The organism is Maribacter sp. ACAM166 (assembly GCF_005771495.1).
Classification (GTDB): Bacteria; Bacteroidota; Bacteroidia; order Flavobacteriales; family Flavobacteriaceae; genus Maribacter.
The window spans coordinates 228,540-250,981 of the sequence record NZ_VAUW01000001.1; the positions used below are offsets into that span (position 1 = coordinate 228,540).

Consider the following 22,442-nt stretch of genomic DNA (forward strand, 5'->3'; position numbering starts at 1 on the left):
GTAATTTTACCGTATGGCATACCGCAAGAGAAATGGAACTATATATAGCGTATTAATCTTTGTTTGTGTTGTTGGATTTTGGCTCTTCGAAAATTTTTATACCCCTGCAACCTATTCCGATAATGAAAATGTTAACAACTCAAATAATTTCCCTCAAGAATTGCTACCAGCTTCAACAACGGGAGAAATAGTAAATCATTCTTTTTTCTCATTGTCTTATAGCGAACCTTTTGAGCAAGCGGAATGGGTGGCTTACACGCTAGATAAAAAACACCTAACCTATGATGATAGAAAACGGCCGTATTTTATAGAAGATCCTTTTGTTTCATCAAAATCGGCAGATTGGCGTAATTATAAGGGCTCTGGTTATGATCGCGGACATTTGTTGCCTGCTGGCGATCGTAAGTTTTCTAAACAAGCGTACGATGAAACCTTCTATACGAGTAACATAAGTCCGCAGAACAGGGAGTTTAATGCTGGAATATGGAATGATTTAGAACAGCAAACACGACGTTGGGCTAAGAAGTATGGTACATTATATGTGTTTACCGGTGGTGTTTTAGTAAAAGGCTTGGATGAAATTGGAGACGAAGATGTTGACGTACCTGATACGTTCTATAAGATTATTGCCCGTAAGCAGGATGACAAGTTAATTACTATCGCTTTTTTAATACCTAATAAGCCCCAATCCGCACAGTTAAGTAATTTTATTGTTTCTATTGATGAAATAGAGATGAATACAGGAATTAACTTTTTTAATAAGCTACCTACTAAGCAGCAAGGTTCATTTGAAAAAAACGAAGGTAATTCTGGATGGAAATTTTAGAAACTTTCCTTCAATCGATTGGTGTCCAATCGTAAAAAGATGAAGAGTAAGATGGTGAAAAATAATAAGCCTGATCCACCATAACTAAAGAATGGAAGTGGTATCCCAATAGTTGGTAGTACACCTATAACCATGCCGATATTTATGAAGTAGTGAATTGCTAAAATAGATATCACACCATAGCCATACATTCTGGCAAAAGCATTTTTTTGTCTTTCTGCTAAAGAAATTAAACGTAAAAATAGAATTGTGAATAATATGATTACTGTAGCTGTCCCAACAAAGCCCCATTCTTCTCCTACGGTACTAAAGATATAATCTGTATGTTGTTCAGGGACAAAATTACCTTTAGTTCTTGTGCCTTCTAAGAATCCCTTGCCAAAGAGCCCGCCAGATTCAATTGCTTTTTCAGATTGATAGGTATTATAACCAATGGTTCTTCGTATTTGTTCCAATTTATTCGGGTCCTCTTCAAGACGAAGCCACAAACTAAAACGATCTCTATGGCGTTGTTCAAAAACATTATTAAACACAAAATTTACGGATAGAGAAAAGAGAATAACTGCTACGCCAATTAAACTTAATGGTATAATAGGTATTTTAAGATTTTTTCGTTTTAAGGCGAATAATAGGATAATTAAAAGTACCAAACCGATTATAAGCCATACTGTGCCGAACTTTAGGGTAATAACAAATATGAGAATTAAGCTTACGATGATTAATAAATAGAATAGGGGCAAACCTTCTCGGAAAATCACGAAAATAAGCGCAAAAAACACGAGTGCACTTCCTGGGTCAGGTTGTGGAATAATTAGTATAGCAGGAACAAGAATGATTAATAGCGCGTAAAATTGATCTTTTCCTCGTTTAATATCTGTTTGAATATCACTTAAATATTTAGCAAGAGCCAAGGCAGTCGCAACTTTTGCCAATTCTGATGGTTGTAAGTTGAAAAAACCTAGGTCGTACCAAGAAGTGGCACCGGCTATTGTTTTACCAAATACAAATAGACCCAGAAGGGAAACCATCGATAAAAGGTAAAGTATGCTTGAAAATCGTTCGTAAAAATTCACCTCAAGAGCGAGTATAACAACAATGGTGATTAAACTAACACCAATGAAAAATAATTGTTTGCCATAGAGTGTTCCAAAATCAAAAATGGAGCTATGAGCATCGGTAAATGTACTTGAGTAAATATTGATCCATCCAATAAGAACAAGTGCTAAATAGATTAGAACACTTAACCAGTCGATTCGTTTTAGTATACTTCTACCAGACACGCTCATTTATTTTAAACTCCTCCCCACTGTAGGGTTTTGCGTATTCTGCTTCCAAGGTTTTATCGAGCATTCTTTTTTCAAGATCTTTTCTTGTGATTTCCCCTTTTAAGTATTTCTCTATCATTAGAGATGCAATATGACCTGCATATCTTGATCCGTAATATCCATTTTCAATATAAACGGCGATAGCAATTTTAGGGTTATCAACAGGTGCAAATGCAACGAAAACAGAATGGTCGGTCAATTGCGTACGGACGCCGTCTATTTTGGTGAAATTTTCTGCCGTACCGGTTTTACCTGCCATTTCAATACCGGGTATTTGTAATCTACTAGCCGTACCTTTTGTGTACACATCTGCCATTCCTCTAACTATCGGCTCAAAGTATTTCGGATCTATAGTCGTGTGTTTGGCTTTAGTAAATTTTGGTTCTGTAATTTCCTTGCCTTCAACTTTCTTTAGAATATGTGGTGTAAAGAAATGTCCTCTATTGGCAATAGCTGCGGTCATGTTCGCTAATTGAACTGGTGTAGCTAATATTTCACCCTGACCAATTGAATTAGAAATGATATAGGAGGAACTCCATCTATTATCGCCATACCATTTGTCGTAAAATTCTTTATTTGGAATTCTTCCCTTTTGACCAAATGGTAAGTCATAACCAAGGTAATCACCAAGACCAAAGCTGCGCATATGCTTTTCCCAAACGTCCATACCCTCATCGGTAGTGTCGAATTTTTCAAATATTTTTCTAAACGTACCGGCAAAATAAGCATTACACGAAAGGTAAATTCCTTTATTCATATTTCGCAAACCACCACCACAATGACAACCTCTTTTTTTCTTACCAACATAAAATCCATTATAACATCGAATTGTGCTTGATTCATCCAGTACTCCTTCTTGCAATGCAATAAGTGCATTAAGAGTTTTAAATGGAGATCCCGGTGGTTGTTGTGCATGTATAGAACGATCCCAGGTAGGGTTCGCAATAGTATCGTTATATAATTTGGTGTAATTTTTTGAGCGTTCCCTTCCTACTAATAGTGATGGGTCATAAGTAGGCCCTGAAATCATTGAAAGGATTTCACCAGTGGCTGGTTCTAAAGCGACAATCCCCCCCCTTTTTCCGTTCATTAATAGTTCGCCATATTCCTGAAGGGCTTTATCGATGGTAATACTTATTTGTTTTCCTTGTTCTGGCAAAGTATCTGAAGCTCCATTTTTATAAGGCCCAATGTCTCTGTTGAATCTGTCTTTTTGAATGTACTGAACACCCTTTCTTCCCCTTAATAAGTCTTCATAATATCTTTCTACCCCTGTGCGACCTTTAAGTTCGCCCTGAACGTAATATTTATTTACGGCAAGGTCACCTTCATTTACTTCACTAATATAACCGAGAACATTGGCGGCACTAGAAGTATCATAATAACGCAGCGAACGTTTTTGGATATAAAAGCCTTTGTATTTACGCATTTTCTCCTGTAGTTTGGCGTAATCTTGTTTAGAGAGTTGCGGAACTAAAACAGAGGGTAATCTTGGGGAATAAACCCTTGCTTTTCTTAATTTTTCGATGAATTTAGTTTTATCAATACCTAATAGGCCGCAAAACTCAAGGGTGTCCAACGGTTTTACCTCTCGAGGGATGACCATGACATCATACGCCGGGTCATTGCCCACCAGTAGATTTCCATTTCTGTCATAAATGTATCCACGCTCTGGATAATCATAAATAGCTTTAATTGCGGGATCTTCTAAAACTTGATCAGGAGAAAAGCTGAAAATTTGCAAATAAGATAACCTACCTAAAAAGGCAAAGGCTATAATGATAATTAAGGACGATAAAAGAATTTTTCTCATTCTTTTTTACTGCTGAATAAAGTGCTGAATAATATGCTTAAAATCAATGTGGAGATACCCACTGTAACCGTTTTTTGTAAAATTAATAAGCTGTTTGAAAAGCTAAAAATTTCTAAGGTATAGTACACCGAATGATGTACTATAATTAATAACGCTAAAAATGTAAATTGTTGTGCCTTAGTGCTGTTGTTTAACTTAAAACTTTGAAACTCATAGTTAACGCCAAATACAAAACGCATAATTGTTGGTCTTAAATAGGCAATAGTAACTGTTGCGGCTGCGTTTATGGCAAGTGTGTCAGAAAATATATCTACAAATAATCCTAAAATGAAACAAAGAATTATAAAAGTAGTTCTATTTTTTTTGATAGGATACCAATATAAAAATAGGATATAAACCAATGGGTTGATATACCCGAAAAAATTTAAGTTATTAAATACCAGTACCTGTAATAGAACCAGTAAAATAAATCGGAGTACGGTAAGAAAGAAAGTACTGTTAATCATTGGCCTGTGTTTCTGCTTCTAATTGTAATACTTCTTTGCGGTTTAAATTTTTAATGATGTATACATTGCCAATATTGGTCATGTCATTAAAAAGCTCAACGTTAATAAAATAGAAACTTTTAGAATTGTCCAAGTCAAAACTTTTAATGGTTCCTATAGGAATATTTTCTGGGAATATGCTACTCATTGCACCCGTAACGATAGTGTCACCAATAGTTAAGGGAACCAATCTGGGGATATCTATAAGTTGTACTACATTATAGTCTTGAGTATTCTCCCAGACCAAGGAGCCAAAATGATTCGAATTTTTAATTTTAGCATTAATGTTCGATTTTTCACTTAGGATGCTTTGAACTGTAGAAAAATTATTGGAAGTGTTTTCGACAATTCCTAAGATTCCTTTGTCTGTGACAACTCCCATATCCTGTGCAATACTATCCTTTTCACCTCGGTTTATGGTAATATAGTTTCGTTGATCTGCATAGCTATTGTTAATTACTCGACCTCTAATGACATCATAGTCAATTGCTATAGAGTTATATATGTTTGCCTTGGATAATTGAATAGTGTTAAAAAGTTTAATTCGAAGTTTTTTATTTTCTTCTACCAACCGATTATTTTCTTCTCTTAATCCAAAATACGAAGTAATATCTTCTGAAAAGGTATAAATGCTCCCAGAAATATAGTTCGAGGAATTTAAAAATTTAGACTGATGATATGAATGCGACTGAAACGTAAAAATCAAAGAGATTAATAGCAGAAAAAGGTATAGTAGGAAGGTTTTATACCTAATTAGAAAATTTATGATTTGTTGCATTCACCCCTAAATTTTAAAAATCAAGCAGAAAATTTAATTGCTGAATTCTTACTTAATCAATATGCTCTTATATCGTTCTAGATTTTTTAATGCAATACCTGTTCCACGTACTACGGCACGTAATGGATCTTCTGCAATATATACAGGTAAGTCTGTTTTTTGTGACAGTCTTCTATCCAATCCGCGCAACATCGAACCTCCACCGGCCAAATAAATACCTGTATTGTAGATGTCTGCAGCCAACTCTGGTGGTGTCTGTGATAATGTTTCCATTACCGCATCTTCAACGCGAAGAATCGATTTGTCCAAAGCTTTTGCTATTTCTCGATATGAAATTTGTACTTGTTTAGGTTTACCTGTCAATAAATCACGCCCCTGTACAGATTTTTCATCTGGTGGTGACTGTAAGTCTTCTGTAGCTGATCCAATTTCAATCTTTATTGATTCAGCCGTAGTTTCACCAACATATAGATTGTGCTGGGTACGCATGTAATAGATAATATCATTAGTGAATACATCACCTGCAATTTTCACTGATTTATCACATACGATACCGCCTAACGCTATTACAGCAATTTCAGTAGTACCACCTCCTATATCAACAATCATATTTCCTTTAGGTTGCATAATGTCTAAACCAATACCTATTGCCGCAGCCATAGGTTCATGAATTAGATATACTTCCTTACCGTTTACTCGTTCTGCAGATTCTTTTACGGCCCTCATTTCTACTTCGGTAATACCCGAAGGGATGCAGATGACTAATCTTAATGCTGGTGGGAACCACTTTTTCTTTAATGCCGGAATGTTTTTAATGAACATCATTAGCATTTTCTCAGAAGCATCAAAATCTGCAATTACACCATCTTTTAATGGTCTAATTGTCTTTATGTTTTCATGGGTTTTTCCTTGCATCATGCTGGCTTCCTTGCCAACGGCAATAATTTTTCCGCTAATTCTATCTCTAGCAACAATAGATGGACTATCGACTACAACCTTATCATTATGAATAATAAGCGTGTTCGCTGTACCTAAATCTATAGCTATTTCCTCGGTCAAGAAATCAAAAAATCCCATATGTGATATTTATATTTTAGATAAAAGGGTGTATTTTATCGTCAAAAGTAATGAAATTAATGTTTGAAATGACGTGTGCCGGTCATCACCATCGAAATTTCATTTTCATTACAATAATCGATACTTAATTGGTCTTTAATAGAACCACCTGGTTGTATCACACTGGTGATACCAGCCTTGCCTGCAATCTCTACACAATCAGGAAATGGGAAAAATGCATCACTAGCCAAAACGGCACCATTTAAATCAAAATTAAAAGATTGTGCCTTGTGTATGGCTTGGTTCAAAGCATCTACTCTAGAGGTTTGACCTGTTCCGCTAGCACAAAGTTGTTTGTTCTTTGTCAATACAATGGTATTTGATTTTGTATGCTTGCAAAGTTTGGATGCAAATAGCAAATCATCAAGTTCATCTTCTGATGGTTTATTATTTGTAGCATACGACAAATCACCAAGTGCATCTGTTTTGTGGTCTCTATCTTGTAGTAGCATTCCGTTCAAACAAGTTCTTACCAACATTTCTGGCATTTCTACCTCGTTCTGAATCAGGATAATCCTATTTTTCTTGCCCTTTAAAATTTCTAGTGCTTCAGCATTATAGCTAGGTGCAATTACTACTTCACAAAATAATTTGTGTATTTCTTCGGCAGTAGCTTTATCGATTTCCTTATTGCTAATAAGCACTCCGCCAAATGCTGAAACGGGGTCTCCTGCCAAAGCATCTACATACGCTTGATGTAAATTATTTCGTTGTGCAAGGCCACAAGCGTTATTATGCTTAAGAATTGCGAATGTCGGACTGTCATTTTTAAATTCAAGCATTAGGTTGACTGCCGCATCAACATCTAATAAGTTGTTGTAGGATAGTTCTTTGCCGTGTAATTTGGAGAACATAGCATCAAAATCTCCAAAAAAGAATCCTTTTTGATGCGGATTCTCACCATAACGCAAAACTTTACCAGAGGTTTCGCTAATTTTTAAAGTAGCAATATCATGGTTTTTATTAAAGTAATTGAAAATAGCAGAATCGTAATGAGAGGAAACATTAAATGATTTTGCAGCAAAACGCTTTCTATCTTCTAAACTGATTTCACCATTATTTTCGGTAATAACCGCGAGAAAATCAGCATAATCTTCCATGGAAGAAACGCAGGTAACATCTTTATAATTTTTTGCAGCAGCACGGATAAGTGAAATACCACCTATATCTATTTTTTCAATGATATCTTGTTCAGAAGCACCACTAGCCACTGTTTTTTCGAAAGGATACAAGTCAACGATGACGATATCTATTTGAGGTATATCAAATTCTGCCAATTGAGCTACATCGCTTTCATTGTCCTGTCTGTTCAAAATTCCTCCAAATACCTTTGGGTGTAATGTTTTGACTCTTCCTCCAAGAATAGAAGGGTAACTAGTTACATCTTCAACAGGAACAACGTCAATACCTAAATCGGTAATGAATTTTTCAGTACCACCGGTAGAATATATAGTAATGCCTAGTTCTTGAAATTTCTTAACTATTGGTTCTAGGCCATCTTTGTGGAAAACTGAGATTAAGGCTGAAGACGCTTTTTTTACACTGCTCATTGTAGGATGCTTAAGATTTTAAATAAGCAGACAAAAGTAGATTTTTTACGGCTAGGAAATACCTCAGATTATCAATAAATTTCCTAAAGTTTTAAAGAATTTTGGCTACTTCGGAATTTACGAATTCTAAAAAGTGTTCATCGTCCTTGGTGAAAGGATTTGCTGTGTTAGAATCAATGTCTATTTGCCCTATATTTTCTTCGTTCATAAATAAGGGTATTACAATTTCAGCTTTTACTGTGATGCTACAGGCAATATAATTATCCTGAGCCTTAACATCAGGCACAATAAAATTTTGATTACTTTCTGCAACTTGGCCACAAATACCTTTTCCAAATGGGATGATGTTGTGGTCTGTAGGCTCCCCGGCATACGCACCTAGTTTTAGTTCTCTTTTATCACCGTTTTTAAAATAAAAACCCACCCAGTCGTAATGTGGAACTTCAGCTTTTATAAGCTCACAAATGTCCTGCATTTTAACATCAGAAGAATTATTCGAATCAATTATAGAACTCACAAGGGGGCGTAGAACATCAAACATTTCTATTATTTTAGAAGAGGTGCAAAAATGATCTTTAAAACCAATATTTACAATAGGTTGTACTTAAATATTCGTTAAGAATATGAGCTCTTAAAATGATAGAATCTAATATTTTGTATCTTGGCGCCGATGAAAAATTTGCTTCTAAAATCATTTTCTGTTTCAATGGCATTGCTGTTGTTGTTGTCCACTATATCTTGGACAGTTGAGAAGCATTTGTGTATGGGGCGGGTTTTGGATATCGCTTGGTTTGACAGCGCAGAGGACTGTGGCATGGAAGCCGGTTTAGCATTGTTAGGTGATTCTATTCAAGATGAAAATCACTGTTGTGCTAATGAATCTTTTACCATGCAAGGTCAAGATAACTTAAATCTTAATATTCCCACTTTTGATTTCTCTCAACAGGTATTTTTAATCTCTTTTACAACTTCTTATTTGGGGTTGTTTCAAGAAACTGTTGAAAAGAATATCGTTATTAATTTCTATCCACCGCCTTTATTGGCAGAGGATTTGAATATTCTTCACCAGTTTTTTTTGATTTGATTAAAACCTTGTAGTACGTCGTTTTTGTGCGTTTATACATTTTTTAATCAAATTTAAATTCAATGAAAAATATAGTGTGGCTTTTAGCCATGATCGTATCTGGGGTGCGATTTGTTGAGGCCCAAGGTCCGCCAATCACCGCTGATAAACCTATAATGTTGGGTAGCGGTAGTTATACCGTTAATTCATTAATAGAAATACGGCATACCGAAATGGGTGATTTTAGCTACGTTCCAATTATGCTTGATTATATTCTTACTCCCAATACTTCAGTAGCAATACAATTCCCGTACATTAAGTATGATATCAAAAATGGGGCAAGCGGTAGTAGCTTGGCAGATATCAAGATTATTGGAAAATATCAATTCTTTAGAAAGGACGGTACGGGTAAGACATTTAGAATGGTTGCAAAAACGCTACAGACGCTTCCAACAGGCAAGGAGTTGGATGTAATGGAATTAAGTACCGGAAAATATGCAGGGTATTATGGTATCGTTGCAGGGTATGAGTCATTGAAATATGGTATTTCTAATGAGCTCGGTTATAATTGGGTTCCTGATGGTAGCTTAGATGCATTAACGCATAAGATAGGTCTTGGACTTCCTCTATTAAAACCGCAATATCCAAACAAACAGGTGAACCTCTATTTTGAATATACCAACACGTGGTTGGTAGAAAGGGATTGGTATCAGCTTTTGTATGCTCAAGGAATTCAATATGCAAGAAAGAACGTCACTTTTGATCTTGCGGTTCAGGTGCCTTTAGTGAATGATATGGATGCCGATAGAAAATTAAAATACAGCCTATTCTTAGGTTCTAGATATTCTTTTTAAAAATTTATAATGATGAAAAAATCAATAATCACAACAGTGTTTTTAACACTAATGGTAGTTTTTCCTACAGTAGCTCAAGATGGTAGAGATAACTTTATGGTACAAGTAGATGGGCTAGGATGTCCTTTTTGTGCTTACGGACTTGAGAAAAAGTTTAAGGAATTTAAGGGGATAAAAGATGTAAAAATTGATATCGAAACAGGAGACTTTAGTTTTAGTTATCCGTCAGATAAAGCGTTGTCTATGAATGATGTTGAAAAACAAGTTGAAAAAGCTGGATACACACCAATGTCGGCTAAGGTTGAACGTGCCAACGGTAAAGTTGAGGAATCCTCTACTAAAGAAATGGCAAAAAAAACCGAAGGTACCGTGAGTAAAAATGTAATGGTTGCCGGTAATTGTGCCATGTGTGAAGCCAGAATAACCAAGGCTGCAGGGTCAGTAAGTGGAGTTTCGAACGTTACATGGGATAAGGATACAAAAATTATGAACGTGTCATTTGATGCTGGCTTAACTTCTTTAGAGGAAATTGAAAAGGAGATAGCGGTTGCTGGTCATGATACTAAAAACCATGAAGCACATACAGATGACTACGGTAATCTTCCTGCATGTTGTAAATATGAACGTTTAAGCTGCTAATTATGAAGAACAGTATTTATATTCTTTTTGTGTTACTTGTAGCATCTGCGTGTAAAGAACAACAAGAACTTCCGAAAGAATGGGTCTTATCTAAAACCATCAAATTAGAAGGAGTTAATCCTATTGGTATTACCCAATTGAATGGCGATATATGGATTTCTGATGGTGATCATAACCGTTTAATTAAGATTGATTCTGAAGGTATAATTATTCAAACATTAGATTCGTTAGATAGACCAATGCATATTGATGCATCCGAAGGAGTTTTGTTTGTTCCACTGTATGGCACTGATGAAATTTTCAATTATAATCCTTCGAATCCGCAAAGTCAGCTACCCGTCTTTGACTATCCTGCAGATAGTCTTGATGCCCCAGCCAGTATTTCTGTATTTAAGAAAGAAAAGGCAATAGCTGATTTCTATAATAATAGGATTCTTTATTTTAATGGGTCCGAATGGATTTCTTTTGGAAAGGAAGGAAAAGCTGAAGGTGAATTTTATTATCCTACCGATGTTCAAATTACAAAGGATGAAATTTGGGTAGCAGATGCCTATAATAACAGAATTCAGGTTTTTGATAAAAAAGGGATATTTCTTCAAATGATGGGGCATGACCAAAAAATGAACGCAGCAACAGGTATTTTTGTTTCAGAGGATGAAGTATATATAAGCGATTTTGAAAATAATCGAATTTTGATTTTTGACAAAAACGGGAATCTACGTCAGACCTTGAAAAACCAAATTGAAAAACCTACGGATGTAATGATTAAAGATGAAATGCTTTATGTCATAAATTATAAGAATGGAAAACTCAATCTTTTTGAAAAACAAGAGGTAGCTCAGAAAAAGCAGTAATTCCATTGTCGTGTCTTAATGCTGATACTAGTGTGGGGTTCTTGTTGCGTTCCTAATTTATTAGATTATTGTTATAATTATAATGCAAAGAATGAAACCTATACCGAACTTGGTGATTACCAAGTTTACGGAATCAATTTAGTAGAAGAGGCGAATGTCTTTATTGGTAGCGACCAGGAATATACCTGCCCGACGCACCCTGAAATAGTTCAATATGAATCAGGTTGTTGCTGCATTGGCCATGAGTTATAGTTCTGTGTCGGTAATTGCGAACGCATTGCGTTGGCGTGCGGCAAAAATTGACTAATAAGAATTGAATAAAAAATTTAGATGAACAAATTTATAATAGGAATTTTTTTAACGCTAGTGCCTTGGTTGGTCTGGTCTCAGGAAAAAGTTGAAGGGTTGATTTTTGAAGAAGGTGATTCAAATGTCATGGGACTTCCAGGTGCCAATGTGTATTGGATGGATTCTCAGTTAGGAGTGGTTACTAATATTGATGGAAAATTTTCTATCCCTTTTGAAAAGGAATTCAATAGACTAATAGTTAGTTATGTTGGGTATGAATCTGATACGTTAACGATAAATAAGCCAAAGACACTTCGGTTGGGATTAAAGCCATCCAATGAATTGGATGAGGTGGTCGTTAGTCAAAAGAAAGATGCCGTACAAAAAACCTATTTTAGTCCGCAAAATGTAATCACTGTAAATAGTGCAGAATTATTAAAGGCAGCGTGCTGCAATTTGGCAGAAAGCTTCGAGACGAATCCATCAATAGATGTAAATCTTTCCGATGGATTAACGGGTACAAAACAAATTCAGATGCTGGGTTTGACAAGTCCGTATTTGTTGATTACTCAAGAGAACATCCCTATGGTTCGGGGTGCTTCCCAAGCCTACGGTTTAACGTTCACTCCTGGTACGTGGATAGAGAGTATTCAAATAACTAAAGGGGCAGGTAGTGTAGTAAATGGTTATGAGAGTATTTCAGGTCAGATAAATACTGAGCTGGTAAAACCACTTACAGATAATGCCATTTTCGTAAATGGGTATGCGAATGAAAATGGACGCTACGAGGTCAACACCCATTTTAATAAAAAGCTGACTGATAAGTTAAGTACCGGACTTTATATTCATGGGAATAAGAGAACTCAGAAAGAAGATAGTAATAAGGATGGTTTTTTAGATGCACCTCTGGCAGGCCAAATAAATGTAATGAATCGTTGGCAGTACCAAAACCCTGAAAAAGGATGGGTTAGTTTTTTTAATGTTCGGTTTTTGAATGATGAGAAACAAGTTGGACAAACTAATTTCAACCCAGAAACAGATAGAGTCGATAATAATCGACGAACACCGAGTATACCCGAAGCTCCTGTACTGGGTGTAGCCGAAGTGTGGGGTAGTGAAATAAATACACGTCGTTTTGATACTTCGTTAAAATTGGGTTATGTTTTTCCGGAATTACCCTTTCAAAGTTTCGGATTTCAGACTGCCTATAGTTTGCACAAACAAGATTCATATTTTGGTGTTAGAACCTATGACATAAACCATGAAAGTATTTTTACGAGTCTACTTTTTAATTCGATTATTGGCGATACGAGAAACAAATTTAAAACGGGACTATCATTTGCCTATGATGGATATGATGAGGTAGTTACAACGACAGATTATTCTAGAGAAGATACCTCTGTTGGGGCTTTTATTGAGTATAGTTATGAGAATTTGGAGAAAGTGAGTCTTACCGCTGGTCTTCGTGTTGATAATCATAATCGATTAGGAACTTTTGTGACACCACGTTTTCATATTCGTTATACACCATGGGAAAAGGGTAGTTTGCGCGGATCGTTTGGTAGAGGAAAGAGAGCGGCCAATATCTTTGCCGAAAACCAACAACTTTTTGCTTCTGCAAGAGAAATTAAAATAGTGAATACAACGGGTAGTGTTTATGGATTAGAGCCCGAAGATGCATGGAATTATGGAGTCAGTTTTTTACAAGGTTTTAATTTTTTAAATCGAAAGGGCGATATTTCTGCAGATTATTATGTAACTGATTTTAAAAATCAGATTGTTGTTGATTGGGAAAACCCACAAGAAGTTTCATTTTATAACCTAGAAGGGGAGAGTGGTGCCCAAAGTTTTCAAATAGAAATGAATTATGAGGTATTGTCCCGCTTAAATTTTAGGACAGCATATAAGTTTTATGATGTATCTACAGATTATAGAAGCGGGAGTCTACAAAAGCCATTACAGGCACAACATCGCTTTTTTGTTAATTTAGGATATGATACGAAGGCTAAGGATAATGGTGCGCAGTGGAAATTCGATTATACGTTACACAGTTTAGGGAAAATGAGGTTACCTGATACCAGTTCTAATTCAACACAATATCAATTGGGCGAGTATTCTTCGCCATATAGCTTAATGAATGCTCAGATGACAAAAGTTTTTTCCAATACCTTTGAAGTATATATAGGAGGAGAAAATCTAACGGGTGTACAGCAAAATAACCCTGTTTTAGGTGCGAATAATCCTTTTGGTCCTAATTTTGATACTACCATTGTGTATGCGCCAATAATGGGGAGAATGTTTTATGGCGGATTTAGATTTAAAATTTTATGATTAATAAACGTATACCTATGAAAACAACGATTCTAACAATTGCAATGATGTTTATTGCAGTAATAACATTTGCTCAGGATAAGAATAAAAAAATGAACTTTGATGTGAACGGTAAATGTTCCATGTGCAAAATGCGTATAGAAAAGGCCGCTTTGAATGTGAAAGGAGTAAAATATGCCTCATGGGATATTCCTACACATCAATTATCAGTTATTATGGATGAGCGCAAGACAGATGCTATGAAGATTAAAACAGCTATTGTTGCTGTTGGTCATGATACTAAAGAGTTAAAGGCTACAGAGGAAGCTTATGGAGGTGTTCACCCTTGCTGTAGGTATAGAGAAGATAATTCAGATGATGGTGTAAACCATAAAATGTAGCCTACATACCTACTATTAATTGAGTGTATCTTAAGGCTAAAAATTGTTTTAAAATTTTTGGTTAATCTTTTGCCAATACGATTATCACGAATCAAAATCTGTAATATATTAGCTTATATTTATTTAAATTCGATACTAATGGCACAAGCAAAATCAGCAGCAAAGCCTTCTCCAGCAAAAGCTGGTAAAAAGGCGGCTCCAAAGACTGCTCCTACAAAGAAGTAGTTTGGTAATAGCCTACGCATAGACAGTTACCACTTGGACATGAAAACCACCTTTTATAAAAAGAAGGTGGTTTTTTGTTTTAATCACCGAACTAGCTACTTGATAACTTTATTTTTTTACAGAATTTGTTCCTATACTTAATCAGGAATTGTACAAAGTATATTTTGATTAAAAAGTGTCCCATTCTGCGTAGCGCCAACAAGCTGAAGGTTTAGTTCTTTTTGTCCGTATTCTGGCACCTTGAAAGTTATGATGCCGTTTTTGTCTGGTGTCAAATATGGAAACCACCCAATTACACCGCACTTTTGGTAGCTAATATTGTCAAAGGAAGTGTAAAAAGGTCTAACGAATTTTGTTGGTCCGTCATATCCCTGGGTAATTGTAAATTCTTTGCTATTTTTGTCACTCTCGGCAAGTGGTCTTTTTAAATATTTTTCATTGGTAAAGACTACGAAATGACCGGGATCTCCTTTTTTTCTTTTGAGATAATAGATTTCATCAATAAACTCCATTCTGGTTTCGGTTTAGTCCATGACATACTCGGTAAAAACACCATTAAAGACTAAGCTCGGGTATGCATATATAGGTTCGCCAGTTCGCATATCATAGCTGATTATTTTGCATAATTGTTCTGATCCGTCTCTCCTGACGTCAGCTGAAGAAGAAGTACTTGTAGGGACAAATCGACTTTTTAAGCCAAATAGTTTCATATAGTTTCCAAGGGTATTAAAATTGTACATGGTGCTATCAACTTTACGACCATTGAACTCACCGAAGAATTTAGCATGTTTAAGTCTGTTCTTTACCACCATCACCTCGTCCAATTTAATCTCTTTTGATATGGGAGGAAGCGGGTTTTCGATTGAGTCTAATCGCACGGTACTTATTTGGTCTTTAGAAGTGCTATAATTGTAGTTGTATTTTCCTTGAAACGGTTGAACGGTAAAGAAAAAATTAGCATATATAGCTTCTCCTTTTCTGTCCAGTACGGTTAACGAAATTGAGCTATTGTTTTTTAGCGGTACATTTTTGAACAGAAATTTTTTATCTGTTAGCAATGATGTAGTTTCAAAAAGTTCATTGTCTGATGAATATAACATTATCGTCAAAGAATCATTTTCAGTTTTAAAAAGGTTGACGTAACCATTTATAGATGATAAATTTTGATGTTCACTCGAATTTTCTTTGTCGTAAGTAGGGAAATCGGTTCGGTTTGTATGTAAGCTTAAATCGGTAAGATAGAGCTTGTCGTTAAGTAGTTTGGAGTTTGGGTCACGGAGAATATTTTGCCCCAAAAAATACTATTTTTTGTGTCGTTGGAATTAATGGAAAAGTGATTGGCTTGTGACACGCTTTTCTCAGGAAGAACAGATAGGCTAATGCTGGGCTTAAAGTTTTCTTCCTCTCTTATTGTAGTCTTGATACGTATCGTCAGAGAATCATTTTCCCGTTTAACATAGGTTATTTGTGGCAGGGTCTTGTGTTGGTCTTTTAAGACAAAGACACTTCTAGAAGCCAGAGCAGAATCATTTTTACCCAAAAGAGAAATAGTGTTGATGCCATTTTTAAATTTCATATAGGGTAGTAGAAATTCTTTTTTAAGTTCGGTCAACACTATGGGTATTTCTAATAAAGTCGTTTTATTTCTGGTATCCACAAGTAATGAAATGGGGTCTGATTCTATAAGATTATCGGTGGCCTCGTTCGTTCTTATTGAAATAGCTATTTCTTTTTTTTCATGATTGGTGCTTGCCATAAGTACATAGCCTATTTCATGTACCCTTATTAACGGAATAGAGATGTATTTTCCACGATGAAAAGCAGTAACAATAAAGTTGACATCTTTGTCTGGAACCAATGAAAATTTACCCAGTCCCATTTTGTTGATTTTAATTGGCTGTCTCTTGAGATCTTTTATATTGGATAGTATTAATGAATCTACCTGCAAAGGTTTGTTGAAGATATCTCTAATTTGCATTACGCAAGAATTGAATATGCCTTCTACTAAATTACCACCCTCGGGAAAGAACTCTATTTTAATCGTGGAGGAGTCCGATAGCGTAGAAAAAAGTCTTGAATCGATATTGATTATTGAAATTGGGTATACAGAGGAATAGTCTTTATTCAGGCTGTTCATTTCCTCAGTGTATGCCTGAAGGTAATATCGACCAGATTTCATTTCTATATTCTAAATGAACCCTCCTGAGCCTAAGCCATTAGTTGATATGGTCACCCTGTCCTCTATTATATTTCCTTGCGAATCTAAAAGATGAATATTAATATACTCTGAGTCAGTGGAAAGTTCGTATGATTTTATACACAAAAGATAACTGCTGTATTGAATGCTTTCTCCACTGATGAAGGTGCTCTTATTTAAATATAAAACTATTTTTTTGAGTACTATTGTCCTAAAAGATGGTAACAAAGTAATAAAGACAAAACTATGGTTAAATATGTCTTACGGTAAACGGCAGCCATAAAGAAAATTTTGATTTTTAAATATGAGAATTAATAGCGCATAAAAAAACCGCTCTTGAGTAATCAAGAGCGGTTTTAATATTAACAGCGAATAAACTAATAATAGCCCGTCGACGCTGTCGACCTACATCATGCCTGGCATTCCGCCGCCTCCACCCATTGGTGGGCCAGCAGGAGCATCTTCTTTAATGTCTACCAAAGCACATTCGGTAGTCAAAATCATACCAGCAACAGAAGCTGCATTTTCCAATGCTACTCTAGTTACTTTCGCAGGATCGATAATTCCAGCTTTGATCATTTCAACATATGTTTCTGATTTTGCATCGTAACCAAAATCACCTTTACCTTCAAGTATTTTTGCAATTACTACAGAACCTTCACCACCTGCGTTTGAAACAATAGTTCTTAAAGGAGCTTCGATGGCACGGGCAACGATTTGTAAACCTGTTGCTTCATCTTCGTTCTCAGTAGCTACTTTAGAAAGAACCGCTTTAGCTCTTAAAAATGCAACACCACCACCAGCAACGATACCTTCTTCAACAGCAGCTCTTGTGGCATGCAAAGCATCATCAACACGGTCTTTTTTCTCTTTCATTTCAACTTCTGAAGCAGCACCTACATAAAGTACGGCAACACCACCAGCCAATTTGGCTAAACGTTCTTGAAGTTTTTCTTTATCATAGTCAGATGTAGTAGTCTCAATTTGAGATTTTATCTGATTGACTCTTGTTTTGATGTCTTTCGCAACTCCACCGCCATTTACAATTGTCGTGTTGTCTTTATCGATTTGTACTTTTTCACAAGTACCTAACATGTCAAGAGTAGTATTATCTAAAGAGAATCCTCTTTCTTCAGAAATAACAGTACCACCAGTTAAAATTGCAATATCTTCTAACATTGCTTTTCTGCGGTCACCAAAACCTGGTGCCTTAACAGCAGCAATTTTTAAAGAACCTCTTAATTTGTTTACTACTAAAGTAGCCAACGCCTCGCCGTCAACATCTTCAGCAATAATTAAAAGTGGTTTTCCTGATTGAGCAACTGGCTCCAATACAGGTAGCAAATCTTTCATTGAAGAAATTTTCTTGTCGAACAATAAGATGTATGGACTTTCTAATTCTGATACCATTTTTTCTGAATCGGTAACAAAATATGGAGAAAGATATCCTCTGTCAAACTGCATACCTTCTACAACGTCAACGTATGTTTCGGTACCTTTGGCTTCTTCTACAGTGATAACACCCTCTTTTCCAACTTTACTGAAAGCTTGTGCAATCAATTCACCAATTGTTTCGTCGTTGTTAGAGGATATAGAAGCAACTTGCTTAATTTTCTCTGAAGAATCTCCAACTTTTTTAGCTTGTTTGGCCAAATCCGCAACGATTGCTTCAACTGCCTTATCAATACCTCGTTTTAAATCCATTGGATTTGCACCGGCTGCAACGTTCTTTAAGCCTTCTTTTACGATTGCTTGTGCCAATACGGTCGCAGTTGTCGTACCGTCACCTGCCAAATCATTGGTTTTGGATGCAACTTCCTTCACCATCTGCGCACCCATATTTTCTAAGGGGTCGGATAATTCTATTTCTTTTGCAACAGTAACACCATCTTTAGTTACCTGTGGAGCACCAAAAGATTTGCTTATTATTACATTTCTACCTCTAGGGCCTAATGTGACTTTTACAGCATTTGCCAATGCATCAACACCTCTTTTAAGGCCGTCTCTTGCATCAATATCAAATTTTATTTGTTTTGCCATTTCTATATATTTTTTGTTTAGTTACACCTTTTTGCTAGTATCAAAAAAGGATTTAATTGTATGTTATTCGAAATCTTACTTGCAGCGAACTATCGTCCATTGCTATGAGCTATTTAAATAATAGCAAGAATATCACTTTCTCTCATCATCAAGTAATCTGTGCCTTCCAGCTTTAATTCTGTTCCGGAATATTTTCCATAAAGAACGGTATCACCAACCTTAACGGTAACTTTGTCATCTTTTGTTCCAGGACCCACAGCAACAACTTTTCCTTTCTGTGGTTTCTCTTTCGCAGTATCGGGAATGTAAAGTCCAGACGCAGTTTTAGTTTCAGCCGCCATTGGCTCAATAAGAACTCGGTCTGCCAATGGTTTGATATTAACTTTAGCCATAATTATTAAATTTTAAATTGATTTTTAAGTTTATTAAAATACTACCGGCAGAAATTATGCCATTGCCTAATACCTGACAAATTATAAACGAAAAATGCCAGCTTGTCATAAGCTGGCATTTTAATAATTATTTTGAAATTTTTTATAAACTATCCGAAGGTGTTGTTTCGTTGGTTACAGGTGGTGTAAACTCTTCTGGTAATGTCTCTGGAACCGTAGTTTCAATATCGTCACCTTGAAGTAATTTAGAATCTTGAGCACCATTATTACCTTTAAGGGCAATATTAGATGTTAAGATTAATACGATTAATAGTCCAGCTAAAGTCCAAGTGCTTTTATCTAAAAAGTCACCAGTTTTTTTAACTCCGCCTGCAACTTGGGTACCTCCACCACCAAAAGAAGAAGAAAGTCCGCCACCCTTGGGGTTCTGTACCATAATCACTAAGACTAACAATAAGCAAACGACGATGATAAGTATTAAAAATATTGAAAATGTACTCATTCTTTATTATCTTTTTGAATTTTTTCTACTGCCTTAATTCGGTCTGCAAAGAAACCACTTTTTTCCGGATATTTCAAACTTAAAATTTTGAATGCTTGTATAGCCTTATTGTACTTTTTTTGCTCTAAATAAACCCTTGCAAGGGTTTCTGTCATTAATTCATTTTTGTTGATTTCGGTAGAACTTGAAATATCGGTGCTTGTATTCTTTTGTTCTGTGGGAACTATTTTAGGGTTATTGGCTATAAACTTGTCAATACGGTCAAATTTATTCTTTTTTGCCGAATCCATTTTTGTAGAAGCTTTCAGATTGTTTTTCTTCTCTACTTCAGCTTTAGCGGGTGTTTTCTCTGCTGGACTATTTGATGCAAGGCTAAGCCATTCTGAAAATGAATATTTCTCTTTGGTGTCAAAGGTGAGTGGTTTTCCTAACTCCAAAGTCTCCTCTTCTTTGGATGATGTAGCGTGCTTTGATTGAAATAATTCTGGATCTAGAATATGTTCAGCGTCATCCTTATCTTGTGGTAACGGCTTGTCTGCAGATGCCTCAATTAATGAAACTGTTTCATTGTCAACATTGCCTTCCTTAGGCTGGATGCTTTCATCAATTGTTTTTTCTGAACCATCATAATGCAAAAAATCTTTAGAGGTGATAAAATCAAAAAGTACATCACGATCTGTGGTAAAGGCTGCAGTTGTCTTAAGTGCTTTATTGTATTTGTAGCTATTTAAGTTTTTAAGACCTTTTAAATGCAAAGCCCTTGCTGCTTGAAAATAAGGGTATTCGGTAATAATATCTTCTAGGTGTTTTGTATGTATAGGCTCTACCACTTTGGTAGGGTTTTCTAGAAAATATATAAAGTCCTTAACGTTCATTTGATTTACCAATCTGCTAGTGAGGCATTGAAAATATCTTGTGTGAGTCGTTCAAAAATAATTTCGTGTGCTTCACTTTTTATTGCGGATAATTGAACGTCTGCCGGATAGTCATAAAAGAAAGAAAAGCTTTGGTCAAAAGCCGCATCTTCTTTAAGGCGGTTATAAAATCGAACTTTTACGCGTATTGATAACCTATTTTCAGCAGCAGTCTGTTGGGCGGTAGCAGACATAGGCGAAATCTTATATTCAGTTATTTCACCTTCATATAATAAATCAGGATTACCTGAATTTATCAGGTCTAAACTGGTCTGGTTCAATATTCTGTCTTGTAATGCTAAGGTAAAATCTCTATCTACCCCAGGTTCAAATGTAGAACCTGGACTCTGTGTTGCGTAATTCTGAAAGTAGTTGACTTGAAATGTTTTGGCTTCGCCAACATTTCCCCCTGTAAAATTGTAAATACCACAACCCATAAGTAGTAGTATTGGTAGCATGTAGAGTGCTGATTTTTTAATGTATTTCATTGAAATGAAGTTCATTTTTTATTTAAAGGTCGTATTGTTTGATTTTCCGGTAGAGCGTGCGCTCTGAAATACCTAATTCTGCAGCGGCAGCTTTCCTTTTTCCTCGATTACGTTCTAAAGATTTTTTTATCAATTCAACTTCTTTCTCCTGTAAAGATAGGGTTTCTTCTTCTTGGATTTCTTCGGCAAAATGGTACTTGTCCTCGTAAGAATCATGTATGTGTGACGCCTCTTCCTTTTTGGGTTCTGGTAAATGCAATAGGTTTATATTAGGTTCTTCTTGCGTGTCTTGATCCATTTCAGCGTCTTCCTCATCTTCTTTTCCATATATTTTACGAATCAGGTTTTCATTATCCTTTTGAACCTTTTGTGAATCGTTATTTTTTAAGAGCTCCATAGTCAATTTTTTAAGGTCGTTCAAATCCCCTTTCATGTCGAACAAAACCTTGTACAGAATTTCCCGTTCATTACTGAAATCACCTTCAGATTTTTTATTTGATACAACCGCCGGTAAATTGTTTGTAGTATTATTTGGTATATAGCCATTTAATGTGGCTGCAGATATCGACCTATTTTCTTCCAGTACCGAAATTTGTTCCGCTATATTTCTTAGCTGGCGGATGTTACCTGGCCATCTGTATTTTATAAGAAGTGAAACAGCTTCGTCATCTAACCTAATAGTAGGCATTTTATATTTCTGACTAAAATCTGATGCGAATTTTCTAAAAAGCAAATGAACATCTTCTTTACGTTCCCTCAATGGTGGGATGTTGATTTCTATCGTACTCAAACGATAATAAAGATCTTCACGAAAACGCTCTTTTTTTATTGCCTCAAACATATTTACATTGGTGGCGGCAACGATACGAATATCTGTTTTTTGAACTTGTGAAGAACCTACTTTTAGAAATTCACCATTTTCCAAAACACGCAATAAACGTACTTGAGTGGTTAGGGGTAGCTCACCTACTTCATCTAAAAAAATAGTACCGCCATCGGCGACTTCAAAATACCCACTTCTAGTTTGTGTGGCTCCTGTAAACGCGCCTTTTTCGTGACCAAAAAGTTCACTATCAATCGTGCCTTCGGGTATGGCGCCACAATTTACAGCGATGTATTTCGCATGTTTTCTATGGGATAAGGCGTGAATAATTTTTGGTATAGATTCTTTACCCACCCCACTTTCACCGGTAACCAAAACCGAAATATCGGTTACGGCAACTTGCATAGCCTTTTCCAATGCTCGGTTGAGTTTTGGATCTTGCCCTATGATTTCAAAACGTTGTTTTATGCTTTGTATGCTTTCCATATAAAATGGCTAC

General features: G+C 35.8%; 24 protein-coding genes. 7 read left to right on the forward strand and 17 right to left on the reverse strand.

The features are described from left to right. Positions 1-13 precede the first annotated feature (13 nt). Complete coding sequence (locus ES765_RS00970) at positions 14-826, forward strand: DNA/RNA non-specific endonuclease (protein WP_138110705.1); 813 nt, start codon at positions 14-16, stop codon at positions 824-826. Here ES765_RS00970 and rodA read toward each other — a convergent pair. From rodA to ES765_RS01005, 7 genes are all read right to left on the reverse strand, one after another. Further along, positions 823-2,112 carry a rod shape-determining protein RodA gene (gene rodA, locus ES765_RS00975; protein WP_410504232.1) on the reverse strand — a complete coding sequence of 430 codons (1,290 nt, stop codon included), beginning with the start codon at positions 2,110-2,112 and terminating at the stop codon, positions 823-825. The genes ES765_RS00970 and rodA overlap by 4 nt on opposite strands. After that, positions 2,096-3,964, reverse strand: coding sequence for a penicillin-binding protein 2 (gene mrdA, locus ES765_RS00980; protein ID WP_138110709.1), 1,869 nt, complete (start codon positions 3,962-3,964; stop codon positions 2,096-2,098). The genes rodA and mrdA overlap by 17 nt, the downstream gene beginning before the upstream one ends. Then, complete coding sequence (mreD, locus tag ES765_RS00985; protein ID WP_138110711.1) at positions 3,961-4,470, reverse strand: rod shape-determining protein MreD; 510 nt, start codon at positions 4,468-4,470, stop codon at positions 3,961-3,963. Before mreD ends, mrdA begins: the two co-directional genes overlap by 4 nt. After that, positions 4,463-5,287 (reverse strand): rod shape-determining protein MreC, encoded by an 825-nt coding sequence (mreC, locus tag ES765_RS00990; protein WP_138110713.1) that lies wholly within the window; start codon positions 5,285-5,287, stop codon positions 4,463-4,465. The genes mreD and mreC overlap by 8 nt, the downstream gene beginning before the upstream one ends. Before the next feature lie 48 nt (positions 5,288-5,335). Continuing rightward, positions 5,336-6,364, reverse strand: a complete 1,029-nt coding sequence (locus tag ES765_RS00995) for a rod shape-determining protein (RefSeq protein WP_138110715.1) — start codon at positions 6,362-6,364, stop codon at positions 5,336-5,338. A 56-nt stretch (positions 6,365-6,420) separates the two neighbouring features. Continuing rightward, a complete protein-coding gene (gene purH, locus ES765_RS01000) occupies positions 6,421-7,953 on the reverse strand; it encodes a bifunctional phosphoribosylaminoimidazolecarboxamide formyltransferase/IMP cyclohydrolase (protein ID WP_138110717.1) in 1,533 nt (510 codons plus the stop codon). A gap of 91 nt (positions 7,954-8,044) precedes the next feature. After that, a complete protein-coding gene (locus tag ES765_RS01005; protein ID WP_138110719.1) occupies positions 8,045-8,494 on the reverse strand; it encodes a GAF domain-containing protein in 450 nt (149 codons plus the stop codon). 129 nt (positions 8,495-8,623) lie between these two features. Here ES765_RS01005 and ES765_RS01010 point away from each other — a divergent pair, with 129 nt between their 5' ends. From ES765_RS01010 to ES765_RS01035, 6 genes are all read left to right on the forward strand, one after another. Next, on the forward strand, positions 8,624-9,037 hold the full coding sequence (locus ES765_RS01010) for an HYC_CC_PP family protein (protein ID WP_249356171.1): 414 nt from the start codon (positions 8,624-8,626) through the stop codon (positions 9,035-9,037). A 62-nt stretch (positions 9,038-9,099) separates the two neighbouring features. Then, a complete protein-coding gene (locus ES765_RS01015) occupies positions 9,100-9,870 on the forward strand; it encodes a hypothetical protein (protein ID WP_138110721.1) in 771 nt (256 codons plus the stop codon). Between the two features lie 9 nt (positions 9,871-9,879). After that, positions 9,880-10,509, forward strand: a complete 630-nt coding sequence (locus ES765_RS01020) for a heavy-metal-associated domain-containing protein (protein ID WP_249356172.1) — start codon at positions 9,880-9,882, stop codon at positions 10,507-10,509. A gap of 2 nt (positions 10,510-10,511) precedes the next feature. Continuing rightward, a complete protein-coding gene (locus ES765_RS01025) occupies positions 10,512-11,363 on the forward strand; it encodes an NHL repeat-containing protein (protein ID WP_138110723.1) in 852 nt (283 codons plus the stop codon). A 330-nt stretch (positions 11,364-11,693) separates the two neighbouring features. Further along, positions 11,694-13,982, forward strand: coding sequence for a TonB-dependent receptor (locus ES765_RS01030; protein WP_138110725.1), 2,289 nt, complete (start codon positions 11,694-11,696; stop codon positions 13,980-13,982). 17 nt (positions 13,983-13,999) lie between these two features. Beyond that, positions 14,000-14,362 (forward strand): heavy-metal-associated domain-containing protein, encoded by a 363-nt coding sequence (locus ES765_RS01035; protein WP_138110727.1) that lies wholly within the window; start codon positions 14,000-14,002, stop codon positions 14,360-14,362. Positions 14,363-14,481: 119 nt separating this feature from the next. Here ES765_RS01035 and ES765_RS22520 read toward each other — a convergent pair whose 3' ends face one another. The 10 genes from ES765_RS22520 to ES765_RS01080 all read right to left on the reverse strand — a co-directional run bounded on the left by ES765_RS22520 (position 14,482) and on the right by ES765_RS01080 (position 22,429). Next, entirely contained in the window at positions 14,482-14,607 is a 126-nt protein-coding gene (locus tag ES765_RS22520; RefSeq protein ID WP_262710646.1) for a hypothetical protein, read from the reverse strand. A gap of 117 nt (positions 14,608-14,724) precedes the next feature. Further along, positions 14,725-15,099, reverse strand: a complete 375-nt coding sequence (locus tag ES765_RS01040) for a hypothetical protein (protein ID WP_138110729.1) — start codon at positions 15,097-15,099, stop codon at positions 14,725-14,727. A gap of 12 nt (positions 15,100-15,111) precedes the next feature. Continuing rightward, positions 15,112-15,882 carry a hypothetical protein gene (locus tag ES765_RS01045; RefSeq protein WP_138110731.1) on the reverse strand — a complete coding sequence of 257 codons (771 nt, stop codon included), beginning with the start codon at positions 15,880-15,882 and terminating at the stop codon, positions 15,112-15,114. Continuing rightward, positions 15,813-16,766 carry a hypothetical protein gene (locus ES765_RS01050; RefSeq protein ID WP_138110733.1) on the reverse strand — a complete coding sequence of 318 codons (954 nt, stop codon included), beginning with the start codon at positions 16,764-16,766 and terminating at the stop codon, positions 15,813-15,815. Before ES765_RS01050 ends, ES765_RS01045 begins: the two co-directional genes overlap by 70 nt. A gap of 423 nt (positions 16,767-17,189) precedes the next feature. Continuing rightward, positions 17,190-18,824 carry a chaperonin GroEL gene (groL, locus tag ES765_RS01055; protein ID WP_138110735.1) on the reverse strand — a complete coding sequence of 545 codons (1,635 nt, stop codon included), beginning with the start codon at positions 18,822-18,824 and terminating at the stop codon, positions 17,190-17,192. A 113-nt stretch (positions 18,825-18,937) separates the two neighbouring features. Next, positions 18,938-19,216 (reverse strand): co-chaperone GroES, encoded by a 279-nt coding sequence (gene groES / locus ES765_RS01060; protein ID WP_138110737.1) that lies wholly within the window; start codon positions 19,214-19,216, stop codon positions 18,938-18,940. Between the two features lie 142 nt (positions 19,217-19,358). Next, positions 19,359-19,718, reverse strand: coding sequence for a preprotein translocase subunit SecG (secG, locus tag ES765_RS01065; RefSeq protein WP_138110738.1), 360 nt, complete (start codon positions 19,716-19,718; stop codon positions 19,359-19,361). Then, positions 19,715-20,593 (reverse strand): hypothetical protein, encoded by an 879-nt coding sequence (locus ES765_RS01070; RefSeq protein ID WP_138110739.1) that lies wholly within the window; start codon positions 20,591-20,593, stop codon positions 19,715-19,717. Before ES765_RS01070 ends, secG begins: the two co-directional genes overlap by 4 nt. A gap of 5 nt (positions 20,594-20,598) precedes the next feature. After that, positions 20,599-21,120, reverse strand: a complete 522-nt coding sequence (locus tag ES765_RS01075; RefSeq protein ID WP_138110740.1) for an LptE family protein — start codon at positions 21,118-21,120, stop codon at positions 20,599-20,601. Between the two features lie 22 nt (positions 21,121-21,142). Further along, positions 21,143-22,429 (reverse strand): sigma-54 interaction domain-containing protein, encoded by a 1,287-nt coding sequence (locus tag ES765_RS01080; RefSeq protein ID WP_138110741.1) that lies wholly within the window; start codon positions 22,427-22,429, stop codon positions 21,143-21,145. Positions 22,430-22,442 lie beyond the last annotated feature (13 nt).

Coding starts and splice junctions, on each gene's coding strand:
- rodA (WP_410504232.1), bottom strand. CDS start 2,112: ATGAGCGTGTCTGGTAGAAGTATACTAAAACGAATCGACTGGTTAAGT.
- ES765_RS01030 (WP_138110725.1), top strand. CDS start 11,694: ATGAACAAATTTATAATAGGAATTTTTTTAACGCTAGTGCCTTGGTTG.
- ES765_RS01015 (WP_138110721.1), top strand. CDS start 9,100: ATGAAAAATATAGTGTGGCTTTTAGCCATGATCGTATCTGGGGTGCGA.
- mreD (WP_138110711.1), bottom strand. CDS start 4,470: ATGATTAACAGTACTTTCTTTCTTACCGTACTCCGATTTATTTTACTG.
- ES765_RS01010 (WP_249356171.1), top strand. CDS start 8,624: ATGAAAAATTTGCTTCTAAAATCATTTTCTGTTTCAATGGCATTGCTG.
- ES765_RS01005 (WP_138110719.1), bottom strand. CDS start 8,494: ATGTTTGATGTTCTACGCCCCCTTGTGAGTTCTATAATTGATTCGAAT.
- ES765_RS01040 (WP_138110729.1), bottom strand. CDS start 15,099: ATGGAGTTTATTGATGAAATCTATTATCTCAAAAGAAAAAAAGGAGAT.
- mrdA (WP_138110709.1), bottom strand. CDS start 3,964: ATGAGAAAAATTCTTTTATCGTCCTTAATTATCATTATAGCCTTTGCC.
- ES765_RS01020 (WP_249356172.1), top strand. CDS start 9,880: ATGATGAAAAAATCAATAATCACAACAGTGTTTTTAACACTAATGGTA.
- ES765_RS00970 (WP_138110705.1), top strand. CDS start 14: ATGGCATACCGCAAGAGAAATGGAACTATATATAGCGTATTAATCTTT.
- ES765_RS00995 (WP_138110715.1), bottom strand. CDS start 6,364: ATGGGATTTTTTGATTTCTTGACCGAGGAAATAGCTATAGATTTAGGT.
- ES765_RS01050 (WP_138110733.1), bottom strand. CDS start 16,766: ATGAAATCTGGTCGATATTACCTTCAGGCATACACTGAGGAAATGAAC.
- ES765_RS01075 (WP_138110740.1), bottom strand. CDS start 21,120: ATGAAATACATTAAAAAATCAGCACTCTACATGCTACCAATACTACTA.
- ES765_RS01025 (WP_138110723.1), top strand. CDS start 10,512: ATGAAGAACAGTATTTATATTCTTTTTGTGTTACTTGTAGCATCTGCG.
- groL (WP_138110735.1), bottom strand. CDS start 18,824: ATGGCAAAACAAATAAAATTTGATATTGATGCAAGAGACGGCCTTAAA.
- groES (WP_138110737.1), bottom strand. CDS start 19,216: ATGGCTAAAGTTAATATCAAACCATTGGCAGACCGAGTTCTTATTGAG.
- ES765_RS01070 (WP_138110739.1), bottom strand. CDS start 20,593: ATGAACGTTAAGGACTTTATATATTTTCTAGAAAACCCTACCAAAGTG.
- ES765_RS01035 (WP_138110727.1), top strand. CDS start 14,000: ATGAAAACAACGATTCTAACAATTGCAATGATGTTTATTGCAGTAATA.
- ES765_RS01080 (WP_138110741.1), bottom strand. CDS start 22,429: ATGGAAAGCATACAAAGCATAAAACAACGTTTTGAAATCATAGGGCAA.
- mreC (WP_138110713.1), bottom strand. CDS start 5,287: ATGCAACAAATCATAAATTTTCTAATTAGGTATAAAACCTTCCTACTA.
- ES765_RS22520 (WP_262710646.1), bottom strand. CDS start 14,607: ATGCGTAGGCTATTACCAAACTACTTCTTTGTAGGAGCAGTCTTTGGA.
- purH (WP_138110717.1), bottom strand. CDS start 7,953: ATGAGCAGTGTAAAAAAAGCGTCTTCAGCCTTAATCTCAGTTTTCCAC.
- secG (WP_138110738.1), bottom strand. CDS start 19,718: ATGAGTACATTTTCAATATTTTTAATACTTATCATCGTCGTTTGCTTA.